Origin of the sequence: Microbispora rosea (genome assembly GCF_044460045.1) — a bacterium.
Taxonomy (GTDB): domain Bacteria; phylum Actinomycetota; class Actinomycetes; order Streptosporangiales; family Streptosporangiaceae; genus Microbispora; species Microbispora rosea.
Window position 1 is genome coordinate 112,972 of record NZ_JBITJO010000011.1, and the last position, 12,722, is coordinate 125,693.

9 protein-coding genes are annotated in these 12,722 nt (G+C 69.6%); 3 read left to right on the plus strand and 6 right to left on the minus strand.

The window, feature by feature from the left end:
• Positions 1 to 7: 7 nt before the first annotated feature.
• Together ACIBK1_RS33925 and ACIBK1_RS33930 are read right to left on the minus strand one after the other, a co-directional pair.
• Positions 8 to 1,474, minus strand: a complete 1,467-nt coding sequence (locus tag ACIBK1_RS33925; protein WP_363525774.1) for a non-reducing end alpha-L-arabinofuranosidase family hydrolase — start codon at positions 1,472 to 1,474, stop codon at positions 8 to 10.
• A gap of 776 nt (positions 1,475 to 2,250) precedes the next feature.
• Positions 2,251 to 2,895 carry a response regulator transcription factor gene (locus tag ACIBK1_RS33930; protein WP_030509083.1) on the minus strand — a complete coding sequence of 215 codons (645 nt, stop codon included), beginning with the start codon at positions 2,893 to 2,895 and terminating at the stop codon, positions 2,251 to 2,253.
• 507 nt (positions 2,896 to 3,402) lie between these two features.
• Here ACIBK1_RS33930 and ACIBK1_RS33935 point away from each other — a divergent pair.
• From ACIBK1_RS33935 to ACIBK1_RS33945, 3 genes are all read left to right on the plus strand, one after another.
• Positions 3,403 to 4,431: a hypothetical protein gene (locus ACIBK1_RS33935; protein WP_030509084.1), complete on the plus strand. Its 1,029-nt coding sequence runs from the start codon at positions 3,403 to 3,405 to the stop codon at positions 4,429 to 4,431.
• 104 nt (positions 4,432 to 4,535) lie between these two features.
• Complete coding sequence (locus ACIBK1_RS33940; protein ID WP_396739806.1) at positions 4,536 to 5,975, plus strand: MATE family efflux transporter; 1,440 nt, start codon at positions 4,536 to 4,538, stop codon at positions 5,973 to 5,975.
• Between the two features lie 103 nt (positions 5,976 to 6,078).
• Positions 6,079 to 7,062 (plus strand): DUF2804 domain-containing protein, encoded by a 984-nt coding sequence (locus tag ACIBK1_RS33945; protein WP_396739808.1) that lies wholly within the window; start codon positions 6,079 to 6,081, stop codon positions 7,060 to 7,062.
• A 112-nt stretch (positions 7,063 to 7,174) separates the two neighbouring features.
• On the opposite strand, the gene ACIBK1_RS33950 is transcribed toward ACIBK1_RS33945, so the two are convergent.
• The 4 genes from ACIBK1_RS33950 to ACIBK1_RS33965 all read right to left on the minus strand — a co-directional run bounded on the left by ACIBK1_RS33950 (position 7,175) and on the right by ACIBK1_RS33965 (position 12,461).
• A complete protein-coding gene (locus ACIBK1_RS33950) occupies positions 7,175 to 7,501 on the minus strand; it encodes a hypothetical protein (protein ID WP_030509087.1) in 327 nt (108 codons plus the stop codon).
• Between the two features lie 197 nt (positions 7,502 to 7,698).
• Positions 7,699 to 9,243 carry an extracellular solute-binding protein gene (locus ACIBK1_RS33955; RefSeq protein ID WP_231513966.1) on the minus strand — a complete coding sequence of 515 codons (1,545 nt, stop codon included), beginning with the start codon at positions 9,241 to 9,243 and terminating at the stop codon, positions 7,699 to 7,701.
• Positions 9,243 to 11,261 (minus strand): hypothetical protein, encoded by a 2,019-nt coding sequence (locus ACIBK1_RS33960; protein ID WP_396739810.1) that lies wholly within the window; start codon positions 11,259 to 11,261, stop codon positions 9,243 to 9,245. Before ACIBK1_RS33960 ends, ACIBK1_RS33955 begins: the two co-directional genes overlap by 1 nt.
• A 282-nt stretch (positions 11,262 to 11,543) precedes the next feature.
• A complete protein-coding gene (locus tag ACIBK1_RS33965; protein WP_030509090.1) occupies positions 11,544 to 12,461 on the minus strand; it encodes a TIGR03619 family F420-dependent LLM class oxidoreductase in 918 nt (305 codons plus the stop codon).
• Between the last annotated feature and the right edge of the window lie 261 nt (positions 12,462 to 12,722).

Genomic DNA, 12,722 nt, shown 5'->3' on the forward strand with positions numbered 1-12,722 from the left:
CATGCCGTCAGCGCTGCAGGGTCAGCACGCCCGGGCGGTAGGGCAGGAGACCGTAGTCGCCGCCGGAGCTGGGGCTGCGGCCCTGGTAGAGCAGCTGCAGGTTGCAGGGGTCGACGGTCTTGGTCTGGTCGGGGTTGGACCGGACCAGGTCGCCGTGGCTGATGTCGTTGGTCCAGGTGGCGCCGCTGTTGGCCTTGCCGGCGAAGGGGTTGCTCTCGCTGGTGGCCTGCGGGGTCCACGAACCGCCCAGGCTGGTGGCCGTGTACGAGCGGAAGTAGCGGCCCTGCGAGCCGATCGACTCGACGAGCATGAGGTACTTGTTCTGGCCCTGGAGCTTGTAGACCTCGACACCCTCGAACAGGTTGTTCGTGGAGTCGCTCATGATCTGGGTGTAGTTCGAGCCGAAGCTGCCCGGGAAGTTCCCGATGGGCATGCTGGACCGGTAGATCTTGCCGTTGTCCCCGGCGAAGAACAGGTACATGTTCTGGCCGTCACCGATGAGGGTCTGGTCGATGGGGCCCGTGCCGGAGCCGGAGATGCTCGCCGTGGACAGGGTCTGCTGCGCCGACCAGCCGTTCGGGTTGCTGGGGTCGCTGGAGGTCCGGTAGGAGAAGGCGGTCCCGCCCCACTGGTAGGCCAGCACCCAGATGTTCTTGGGCGCGAAGTAGAACAGCGTCGGCGCGACGGCGGAGAAGTTCATCGTGTTCTGGCTGGCCGAGGCCATGTCCGACCAGTTCGTGAACAGGCCGAAGTTCATCGAACCCCAGCTCGATCCCGTGTTGTGCGTCGTCGCGTAGACCAGGTGCTTGCCGTTGTAGACGACGTTGGTGAAGTCCTTGAGCGAGACCCACCCGGACTTCGGAGTCGCCAGCGCGCCCGTCGAGCTCCAGCGGTACGACGACGGGAGGTCACACGTGCCGCCGGTCGGCGTCACCGTCGGGGACGGCGTCGTGCTCGGGCCGCCGCCTCCGCGGATCGTCCACTTCTGGTTGTCGCCGCCCCAGCAGCTGTAGAGCTGGACCTGACTGCCGTTGCTGGTGCCGGCGTTGACGACGTCCAGGCACAGCCCGGACTGGACGCCCGCGATGCTGCCGTCGGCGTTCTGGCGCCACTTCTGGTTGTTCTGGCCGTTGCAGGACCAGATCACGACCTTGGTGCCGTTCGTGGTGCCCATGTTGTAGGCGTCCAGGCACCGGGTGCCGTTGAAGGTACGCAGCTCACCGGAGGAGGTGAACTCGAAGGCCTGGTTCGCCTGCCCGTTGCAGTCCCAGATCTGCAGCGCGGTGCCCAGCGCGTCGGTGTTGCCCGACACGTCCAGGCATCGTCCCGACGCCACGCTCACCAACGGCGCCGCCGCCGCCGACGCCGGCGCCGACCACGCCACAACGGACGCCAGCACGGTCGTCAGCACCGTGGCCAGGACCGCCACGAGGCGCATGCGGCCGCTCGTCACTCGGATGGGGGGTGAATCCATTGTTTCGTTCTCCTTGGGGGTGAAAGCGTGGCGAAGCGGGCCACGCAGGGCAAACCGCAGTGGTCTCGCGGACCCGGGCGGGGTCGGTCAGCCGATCGGGACGGACCCGTGAGCTCTGTGGCCAGGAGGTCGACAGGCTCCCGAACTCCGAGACCGGCACCTGCAGAGGCGCTGGAAGGGTCGATGGTGGCCGCGGCCGGCAGGTCCGCCCCGGGTCTCCCCGGCACGCCGGCGGCACGGATCACACCGCACCGGGGCGAGTGCATGGTTCCGCAGATCGTCGGCTGCACCGCAGTGGCCTCCATCGGACCTGTTAGCGCTAACATTTCATCGGCGAATCCGGGCTCCTCTCGACTGCCTGCAGTGGTGGTGCGCGTACGAGCGGACGAGGGCCCGTTAGGGGTGGGCTTCCTCTCTGCGCCGGCCACACCCGGGACGCTGCGGGGTGGCGCGCAGCTGCGGACCGCCTCCGATCATGGAGACCCCTCCTTCCCCGAGCCGTGGGGCGTGTTAGCGCTCACATATCGTGCGGTGCGAGATGTCGATCCCGCGGGTGTCGATTACAGCGATATTGGCGGAGCAAACTAGGACTCACCGGGTCACGTCAAGAGGAAGATCGGAAGCTCCGGCGGCGCCTCGGCCTCTCGAACGCGTTCACCTGGCAATTCCGGCCCGGGCTCACCGTCTGTCCGGCGGCTCGTGATGAAACATTCAACGGAACGGCCGCGGTGACAGCCGTGGAGCCGCCCGGCGGCGACGCGGCGGATTGCGGCGGTTCAGGAGCCGAGGTAGCGCAGGACGGCCAGGACCCGGCGGCTGTAGCCGGTCGTGTGCGACAGGGCGAGCTTGTCGAACAGGGCGTTGACGTGCTTTTCCACCGCGCTCTGCGACACGTGCAGGGTGTGGGCGATCGAGGCGTTGGTCAGGCCTTGAGCCATGAGCTCGAGCACCTGGCGCTCGCGGACGGTGAGCTGGGCCAGCGGGTCGGCGTGGCTGGTGCGCGCGAGCAGCTGACGCACCACCTCCGGGTCGAACGCCGTGCCGCCCGCGCCCACCCGCTCCAGCGCGTCCAGGAAGTCGCCGACCTGGGCCACGCGGTCCTTGAGCAGGTAGCCGACCCCGTCGATGCTGCCGCTCATCAGCTCGGTGGCGTACTTCTTCTCGACGTACTGCGACAGCACGAGCACCTTGACCTCAGGCCGGCGCCGCCGGATCTCCAGCGCGGCGCGCAGGCCCTCGTCGGTGTGGGTGGGCGGCATCCGTACGTCGACCACCACCGCGTCGGGGCTCTGGCCGTCCACCGCCTCAAGGAGCGCGTCGGCGTCGCCCACCGCGGCCAGGACGTCGTGACCCTCCTCCTTGAGCAGCCGCACCAGGCCCTCGCGCAACAGCGCCGAGTCCTCGGCCAGCATCACACGCACGGCGACCCCGCCTCGATCACGCCCGGTCCTGCGCCGAGGGCATCGGCTCCGCCCATGCCGTCATCCTCCACTCGCACGATGACCATGCTAGGGATGACCGGGGTGGAGCCACCATGAGGCCTGTGGCCGTCCGGGGGTGCGGGAGACCACACCCGCCGCCGATCGCGTGACCGCCACAGATGATGTCCGAATCTCAAATCGGTTCATCCCTTGTGACCTGCCGAAAAACACCCAGGCCGCCTCGTGCCCGCGAATTCGCCCGCATGGATCCGACGGATACGGGGAAGGTCTCCCCAATCCATCGGAAGTGACACGGTTTGGCAACAAATCTGCCGGTTACTTCAGTCGGGTATCGGAGCAAACCGCTTCGGCACTACCGCCGCCCCGATCGGCGGAGACCAATGGATCGAACGATACGGAGGACCGGTGAAGCCGACCAACCCCCACCGCCTGAAAAAAGGACTGATGTCCGGACCAGGCGGGCCACGCCGGCGCATCTCCCAACCCATGCTCCTCGCGACCGCGTTCGTGCTGACGGCGTCCGGCGGCATCGGAGCGACGGCGGCCTACGCCGCCCCCGTCACGCCGCCGGCCGAGACATCGGATCCCGTCGTCACGGCCACCGTGACGATCACGCCGACGGCCGACCCGGCCGAGATCCCCACCGACGCCCCCACGGCGACACCCACCCCCGAAGTGCCCATGGTGGGCCCGTTCCTCGGCGCGCTGCACGGCGAGGTGGTCGTGCCGGCCAAGGACGGGTGCGGCACCGTCACGGTGTTCACCCAGACCGGGCAGGCCGTCTCCGTGGCGGACGACTCGGTCACCGTACGCAGCCAGGACGGCTTCGAGCGGTCGTACGCGATCGGCGACGCCACTCGGGTGCTCACCGCCCGCAAGGGCGGCGAGATCCGGCAGAACGCCTGGATCTCGGTGGTCGCAACCGTCCAGCCCGGCACACCGACGCCCACCCCGCCCACCCCGCCGAGCCCGGCGCCGATTCCGTCCGCACCACCGTCGGCCCCCGAAACCACACCGACGGTTCCCGAGGCCTCGCCGGCGGTTCCCGAGGCCTCGCCGACGCTTTCCGAGGGCGCACCGGCGCCCTCCGAGGGCACGCCGACGCCTGGGGACAACACTCCCCTTCCTCCGGCCGAGACCGCGACGGCTCCCACTCCCCCTGGCGAGACGAGCTCCGCTCCCCCGCAGACCGAGGAGACGACACCCGCCGCCCCTCAGGGGGAGACGGCGGCGGCCGCCTACGTCTTCGACCTCTCGCGGCCGAGCAAGCGGCTGTGGTACCTCGGCAAGAGCTCGCCGTACTCGCTGAAGTGGCACTCGGGGAAGCCCGCCTGGCGCACCCCTGAGCCCTGTCCGACGCCGACAACCATCCCCACCGAACCGCCGGCCACGACGCCCGGCCCGGCCACGACCCCCACGGAAACCACGACTCCCACAGAAGCCGCTACTCCCACCGAGACCGCGGCACCCACCTCCGAGCCCACGGACACACCGACCCCCGCTCCCACGTCCTGACCGACGGCGAGGCCGGTCTCCGTCTTCCGGCGGGGGCCGGCCCGTCGCCGTTCCGGGCGTACGGTGACGCGCACGCGGCCCGCCTCGTCACGTCCGGCGACAGCATGAGCGGCGCCGACATGACCGGCGCGGTCGGCCTCATCCCGCCGGGCTCTTGTTTCCCGCCGGTCTTGTTGCGAACTATTTGCAACAGCAAGATGATTGCGTTCCTGTCGGCCTTCCCGGAGGAACGCATGCGTGAGCACGTGGGCCCGGCCCCGCTGCGTCAGATACTCGCGCTCGCCGCGCCCGCGCTCGGGGTCCTGGCCGCCGAGCCGCTCTATCTGCTCGTCAACACGGCCATGGTCGGTCATCTCGGCGCGGTGCCGCTCGCGGGGCTGTCGGTCGGCGGGATCGTGCTGGCTCAGATCGCCTCGCAGATGACGTTCCTGTCCTTCGGCACGACCGCCCGCGCGGCCCGGCTGCACGGCGCGGGCCGCCGGGCCGACGCCGTGGCCGAGGGGGTGCAGGCGACCTGGCTCGCGGCGGTCGCGGGGCTGGTGATCACCGTGGCGGGGCAGCTGCTCGCCGGGCCGGTCGCCCATCTCCTCACCGGTGACGGCCGGGTCGCCGACGCCGCGGCGAGCTGGCTCAGGATCGCCCTGCTCGGCGCTCCGCTGATCCTGATCACCATGGCCGGGAACGGCTGGATGCGCGGCGTGCAGGACATGCGGCGCCCACTGCGCTACGTGCTCGCGGGCAACGTGATCTCCACCGTGCTGTGCCCGGCGCTGGTGTACGGGCTCGGCTGGGGGATCGACGGCTCGGCGGTCGCCAACGTGGCCGGTCAGGCGGTCTCCGCGATCCTCTTCGTGCGGGCGCTGCGGGCCGAGGGCGTGCCGCTCGCTCCGGTTCCGGCCGCGATGCGCGCCCAGCTCGGTCTGGCGCGCGATCTGGTGCTGCTCGGCCTGGCCTTCCAGGCGTGCTGGGTGTCGGCGACCGCGGTCGCCGCCCACACCTCGGCCGCGACGGCCGGCGCACACCAGGTGGTGTTCCAGCTGTGGATGTTCCTGGCCTTCGTCCTCGACGCGCTGGCCATCGCCGCACAGGCGCTGGTCGGGGCCGCGCTCGGCGCGCACAACGCGGAGCGGGCGCGCCGCCTGGCCTGGCAGGTCACCGGCTGCGGGCTGGTCTTCGGCACCCTGCTCGGCGTGGTGTTCGCGGCGCTGGCCGGCGTCCTCCCCCACGTGTTCACCACCGACGCGACGGTGCTGGCCGAGATGTCCGGCGCATGGTGGTTCTTCGTCGCGCTGCAGCCGATCGGCGGCGTCGTGTTCACGCTGGACGGCGTGCTGCTCGGCGCCGGGGACGCGGCATACCTACGCACCGCGACGGCGAGCGGGGCGCTGCTGGGGTTCCTGCCGGTGGTGTGGGCGTCGCTGAAATTCGGCTGGGGGCTGGTGGGGATCTGGTCGGGGTTGTCGGCCTTCCTGCTGATTCGAATGATCACTGTGCTGGCCAGGTTGCGGTCCGGCCGTTGGGCGGTGCTCGGCGCCGTACGGTGATCGGGGCGCGAACAGCCGGGTCTCGCGGTGGGCGTGCCAGGGCTGCCGGCCGGGTGCTCCCCGAGGATCTCGTACGCTCGATCCCGGAAAGGCGCGCATTCGCATGACGACGCACGAGCGGGAGATCACCGAGCCGGTCGACCTGTGCCTGCCGGACGGGCGGCTCAACCCCGGCGCGGTGGGCTGGACCCGCCGCCCGCTGCACCGCTCCAACCTGCACGGCTGGGGCCGGCGCAAGCGCTGGGAATACTGGGGGATCGTCACCCCCCGCCACATCGTCGGCCTGGTCGCGTCGTCGCTGGACTACGCCGCGGTCAACGGGGTGTACGTGCTCGACCGGGACACCCGCGTGGAGGTCGCCAGAGACGTCGTGGTGCCGCTGGCCCGCGGCGCCGTCTTCCCCGACCGCAGCGGCGCCGGCGTGGCGTCCGTACGCGGCGGCGGTGTGACGATCGACATCGAGCAGGATGCTTCCGGCACCGCGATCCGCGCCGTGGCGCCCGGTGTCGAGCTCGACCTGGAGGTGCCGCGGCCGGAGGGCCACGAGTCGCTCGGCGTGGTGGTGCCGTGGGGGCCGAACCGGTTCCAGTACACGGTGAAGGACGTCGGCCGTCCGGTGCGCGGGCGACTGCGGCTGGAATCGGCCGAATTCACCGTCGACGAGGCGGACTCGTTCGCCGTGCTCGACCACGGTCGCGGGAAGTGGCCCTACTCGGTCACCTGGAACTGGGCGGCGGGCAGCGGACCCGGCCGGGCGATCCAGCTCGGCGGCAAGTGGACCGACGGCACCGGTTCGACGGAGAACGCCCTGTTCGCCGGCGGGCGCCTGCACAAGATCGGCGACGAGCTGGAGTGGTCGTACGATCGCGCCGACTGGCTGCGCCCGTGGCGGATCACCGGTCCGCGGGTGGAGGTGGAGTTTCACCCGTTCCACGAGAAGGCGGCCCGCACCGAGCTCGGCCTTGTGGGCAACGAGACGCACCAGTGCTTCGGCCACTTCTCCGGACGGGCCAGGGCCGACGACGGCGCCTGGGTGGACCTCGACGGCCTCACCGGCTGGGCCGAGGAGGCCCGCAACCGCTGGTGATCCTCGCGGCCCTCGGGCCGGGGACGACCTGCGCGCCCCTCCACGCACGTCGCACACGCGTACGCGTAGTCGTGGAGGGGCGGGTCGTTCCGCAGGCCGTCAGACCGGTCTCCTAATTGTCACAGCCGAACAGCCCGGGGAGGGCGTTCGAGCAGTGGCCGGCGACGCAGACATCCCAGAGGATGTCGTCGAGGTCCGAACTGGAGCAGTTCCGGGAGCAGCCGTTCGAGAAGGAGTCGGTCAGGAAGGGCGCCGTCTGGAAGGCGCTGTTTTCGAAGGTGTTGTTGAACCCGGCATCGAACTCGTTGGACGGGTTACTACAGCCCCAGCCGGTCGGGGCGGTCGTGGCGCTCGCCGCCGTGGCGCCCAGGGCGAGGGCACCACCGCCGAGCGCGGTGGAAAGTGCGAGTCCGGCGATGACCTTCTTGAGCTTGGGCATTTCGTCCCCCTCTAAAGGATCAACTGCCTAATATGTGCGCCATTCCTAAATGAACAGGAATGTCGCCTAATGACCGTTAAGGTGGTCATTGCCCCGCGCCGTCATTGTTTCCGGGCGGAACGAGCCACAAACGGTGATCTACGGTATTTAATGCCTATTGTCCCAGTTAGGGCCTTCGCGGCGCACTTATGCCGCCTTTATCCCCTAATGTCCGATTTCGACGCTGCCTGCGCGGGAGGATGGCAGGCGTCGTCCGACCGCCGTCTGCCGTTCAGAGCGTCCCTGAGGGCGTCGGAGAAGTAGTGGAAGTCGGGAGCCGCGCCGGACGCGGTCGTCGCCACGGGTAGCAGGCAGGATCGGAACACCTGGCTGAACGTGGCGTAGTAGGCGGACTTGGGACGCGGCCTCGCGTGGTCCACCGCCTCGTGAACCTCGCCGGCGAACCGCACGAGCTGATCGCCCGTGATCTCGGTGTCCCGCTCGGCGGGGCGGCCCGCGCCGTCCGCCCCGTCACCCACGAGATCTCCGCACGTCCGCGCGATCCCCGATCTCTCGTACCGCTCGTACAGAGCCGCGACCACCGGCGGATAGCCGGCACAGGCGAACAACCTCTCCTGGACGTCCTGGGAGATCAGGTAGTAGATGAGCTCCCTGGCCTCCTCCTTGTGCGGCGAGTCATTGGCGATGGCGAGGTCGACGCCTCCCAGCACTCCGGTTCCCGGGAACGAGAGCACCTGGAACTTCAGGGACCCGTCGTCGTCGCGCATCATCGGGTCGGCGGCCAGCCGGTTGAAGGCGAACGGCCAGTTGCGCATGTAGCCCACCAGGCCCGTACGGAAGGCCTGGAGGCTGCTCTCCTCCCGCAGCGCGCTCTCGCCCGGCGGCGGGCGCGTGTCGTCCCTGTTTCCCGCGAACAGGGCCTCGCGCCAGGCCCGCAGCGCGTCCATCACCTTCTCGCCGTTGTCGTCCTGGTCGAGGACGACGTCTCCCCTGTCGTCGAAGACGAGGTCGTCGGCCTGTGTCTTCCGATCCTCCGCCTTCTGGCTCCCGGCCGAGAAGATCGCTTCGAGCAGGTTGACGGTGCCGCCCTCGTAATCGTCGAACTGCGCCGCATAGCCGTGTTCACTGGCCAGTTCGAGGAACTTCTCGGTGTCCTGCGGCGGCGGAGCCGGTGCGTCGGTTCGCCGATACAGGAGCGGAGCGTCGGCGGCGAACGGCACCGCGAACTGCTCTCCGTCGACCCGGCCGGTCTCCAGCGACTTCCGCAGGAAGTATCGCTCCGGGGGGCCGCCCAGCTTCCCGGGATCCAGCTCGAACTTCTCGAGATAGTGGTTCCTGGCGAACTCGGTGATGTAGGCGACGTCGAGGAGGAGCACGTCGTAGGCGCAGCGCTTCGACTGCGCCGCCGCGGCCAGTTCGGAACGCTGCTCGTCGGAGGACTCGGAGATCTCGACCAGCGTCGCCTTCAGCGGCTTCTTCTTGAGTTCGCGCTGTTCGTCGTTCCACGCCTTGATCACGTCGTGCCGTACGCCGCCGGCGCCGATCTCCGCCCCCGTCCCGATGACGAGGTCGTCCGGGCGTCCGGGGCAGGCGGTCTGCGAGGACGGCGACCCGGAATGCTGGCTCACCGCGATCACGAACACCGCGCCCGCCAGGAAGCAGGCCGCCGCGAGCCTGAGGTGGAACCTCGTGAAGCGTTCGTACCATCGGCTCCAGAACGCTCCGGAGGGGCCCGCCGCCATCACGACCACTCCCTGAACTGGAAGATCATGCGTCCGAGCGCTCCCGCGACATCCGTACCGGCCGTGTCGTCGCACACGATGTGTTCGGCGACAGGCTGCGAGGACCCGGGCGTCCCGTCGGACGGCGACGCGGACACCGACGGCCGCACCGAACGAGGGGTCTCCAGCCCGTCAGGGCACCTCCCGCCGAACGTGAGGATGTAGAGGTTCGACACGTCTGCGGCTCTTTGCACTGCGCGCCTGATGGACTGTCCCGCGTTCCCGGGGCCGGGTTCGTCGTTGAACGGGCCTCCGTCGGTGATGACGGCGATCGAGTTCGCCGGATGGCTCAACCCGCCGATCGCCGTGGAGATCGGCTCGTCGAAACCCGACTGCCTGTCGTCCGCGATCCAGCGGAGGACCTCGCCGTAACCTCCCGGGCCTTCTCCGCCGCCCCCGTCGCCCTCCCGCGCCATGGGCGCCTTCGCGGTCCCCCTGTCGTCGGTGAAGAACTTGCCCGCCGAGACCTGGTCGGTGTCCGTCAGGATCTGCCTGACCTCGGCCAGGGCGTCGTGCAGGGCGGAGGCGGACGCGGTGGGAGACCGGGCCATGGATCCCGAGCCGTCGATCATGATCTGGAGATCCACCCGGTGACCCGGCCGGGCGGCGTCCGCGGATATCCGGGCCGCAGACGACGGCTGTGGTCCCTCTCCGGCGGGCTCGAACAGCTTGTTGTGCGCGAGCCACGTGGCGAAGCCGTCCAGCGCCGCCCGGCGGGCCGGATCCTGCGACCAGTCGATCTCCACGAACGGATAGTCGAGCGTGGGCAGATCGACGGAGGAGACCGGGGTCAGCGCCGCTCGTCCCGCGAGCGGATCGTGCGCGCATCCCTCGATGCCCATGTCGCCGCCGCGGTTGTACTCGTCGGCGGTGTGCGACGGAACCAACGCCACCAGCCTCGCCCAGTCCTCGTCCGCTCTCTCCCGGCCGGCGTCTCTCAGATGGCACAGCAGGGCGTTGGCGCTGTTGTCGAAGGTCGCGCGTAGTGCGGCGTCGCCGGGCTGCGGCCCTGCCCCGCTCAGGGTCGTGGCCACGATCGCGCCTGAGGTGGAGAACGCGGGCTGCGGGTAGACGAGCGAAATGCCCTTGCTCCGGGCCCGCTGCACGATCTCGGCAAGCGGGTAACCCGCGCTCTCCAGCTCGCCGGTGAGAAGATCGTTCTTCGCGGCGCCGAACACCGCGATCGACATGTGGTCCGTCCCCACCTGCTCGTTCCTCTTGTGCAGGAGGGAACGCAGGCTGCTCGTTTTCTCCGGCGCGCCCACGTTGTTCGTCTTCTCTCCTCCCTTCTCCGACACGTCCTGAACGACGAGATCGAACTCCGCGGAACTGGTGGGAATCCATGCGTCCGGGGTCAGGCCGAGCATCCGGCGATAGGGTTCGTCATTCTGCAGCGCGTCGTCCCGGAGCCACTCATTGCGGAAGCCGTAGCGCATTTCCTCGATCGTGGGCGCGGCGCCGACCTCTATCCGCACCGGCGCGCACCCGTCTGTCCGCTGCTCCTTCGTATAAGCCTCGGCCCTTTCACGCAGCGCCGTCACGTTCTCGAGAGCGGTGATGACCCGCAGCTCTCGCGGAGGCTCGCACGCGCCGGACGGCGCGACCACCTTGACGACCACCAACCCCACCAGACCGGTGAACACCCCGAGGCACGCGGCGATGTAGCCGACCGCGAGGGGCACCAGCATCCGGCCCGCCCAGCTGCGCAGCCCCTGGGGCCACTGAATCTGGTGGAAAGGCCACAGGGCCACTGCGGCGACGGCCGCCGCCCATCGGCCCGGCGTCCTGACCTTGCCCCGCCACAACGGATAGCAGCAGATGATCACCAGCGCCCCCACGGACGCGGGAACGGTGATGAGCGGAGTGACCGGCGCCTGCTCGATGAGGCTCTGCAGCCTGTTGGAGAAGGGCGTCGCCGCCGCCGTCGCCACCAGCGTCGCCACAGAGGTGACCGCTGCGGTCAGCGCCGTGGTGACCAATCCCGATCGGCTGTTGGAGTGCCGATCCTGTTTGTTTCGATTTTCTTCGTGTATATCCGGACTTTCTCCTGAGGATCGATCCGGACTTTCTCCTGGTGGGGGCACGGGGGCGGACATGAGGAAGAGCCTGTTCGACGGGCTGGATGATCCGGCCTACGCCGGATCACAAAAGATCGACCCCTATTGTGCGCGGCGCTGTCAGGAAATGTAACCCCTTCCTTACAAACAGCCACCGCACCGCCGCTCAGCGTCGTGCGGATCCCCGTTGCAGGGATCGCGGTCTCAGCCCGCGCGCAGCATGGTGACGAGCGCGTGCGCGACGTCGAGGAACTGCTGACGCGAAGAGGTCGTCGTCTGAAGGTCGACGAACGCCTCGTGGGCCCCGGCCTCGGCGAGGGTCAGCAGATAGTCGGCGACCTGCCGTACGGTCCCCGCGTGCGGCACCTGGCCGGCGGGCGCCGGCGACTCGGTGATCTCCGGATTGACCCGCACCACCATGCGCAGAGCGGACGGATCCCGGCCCGCGCGGGACGCGGCCTCCAGCGCCAGGCCCCACAGAGAGGTCAGGTAGGGCATCGGCATGGCCGCGCTCAGCCACCCGTCGGCCCGACGGCCGACCCTCTCCAGCGCCGGAGGCGTGTAACCGGCGAGCAGGATCGGAGGGCGCGGCCGCTGGCAGGGCTTGAGGTCGATGTGCGACGGCGGCACCGTCCACAGCGCGCCCTTGTGCTCGACCACCTCGCCGGTCCAGACGGCCTCCATCAGGTCGAGCGTCTCCTCCAGCCGGTCTCCCCTCCCCCGCCAGGGCACCCCGGTCGCGACGTACTCGTCCCGAAGCCAGCCGAGACCGATGCCGACGTCCAGCCGTCCGTGACTGAGCAGGTCGAGCGAGGTCAGCGTGCGGGCGAGCAGGACGGGCGGCTGCCACAGCGCGTTGAGCGTGCTGGTCCCCAGCCGGATCTCGCGCGTGCCGACGGCGGCCAGGGTCAGTGCGGTGAGCGGGTCGAAGAAGGTGCCGAAAGCCGGGGGGACCGTCCCGTCTCCTCCGGGGTACGGATCGCTGGGCGTCAGCGGCAGCAGGATGCGGTCGCCCGCCCACAGGCTGTCGTAGCCCATCTCTTCGAGATCCGTGCTCGCCTGCCGGATGAAATCCGGGTCGGCGAACGCGCCGTACTGGGGGACCGTGTATCCGAGCCGCATGAGTGCTTCCTTCGCATCGCACCGGTAGAAGTTCGCCCTGATCGGGCGACGGCGGAGACGCTAGGAAAGTCCGCTTGCGGAAAACTTGGACAAGCCGGATTTAGGTCCAGGGGCGCCCCAAAGCTGGGGTTGCCTGTGGACCGTGGCCGAAACCGGCACTACGAAGGTTCCTGCGGGCCGCTCCCCGACTGCGGCACACGTCGGCATCCCCGACTCCGGCACAGGTCAGTCCTCGGCTGCGGCAGAGGTCAGGGCGGCGAC

Coding starts and splice junctions, on each gene's coding strand:
- ACIBK1_RS33925 (WP_363525774.1), bottom strand. CDS start 1,474: ATGGATTCACCCCCCATCCGAGTGACGAGCGGCCGCATGCGCCTCGTG.
- ACIBK1_RS33935 (WP_030509084.1), top strand. CDS start 3,403: ATGCTCCTCGCGACCGCGTTCGTGCTGACGGCGTCCGGCGGCATCGGA.
- ACIBK1_RS33940 (WP_396739806.1), top strand. CDS start 4,536: ATGAGCGGCGCCGACATGACCGGCGCGGTCGGCCTCATCCCGCCGGGC.
- ACIBK1_RS33945 (WP_396739808.1), top strand. CDS start 6,079: ATGACGACGCACGAGCGGGAGATCACCGAGCCGGTCGACCTGTGCCTG.
- ACIBK1_RS33950 (WP_030509087.1), bottom strand. CDS start 7,501: ATGCCCAAGCTCAAGAAGGTCATCGCCGGACTCGCACTTTCCACCGCG.
- ACIBK1_RS33955 (WP_231513966.1), bottom strand. CDS start 9,243: ATGGCGGCGGGCCCCTCCGGAGCGTTCTGGAGCCGATGGTACGAACGC.
- ACIBK1_RS33965 (WP_030509090.1), bottom strand. CDS start 12,461: ATGCGGCTCGGATACACGGTCCCCCAGTACGGCGCGTTCGCCGACCCG.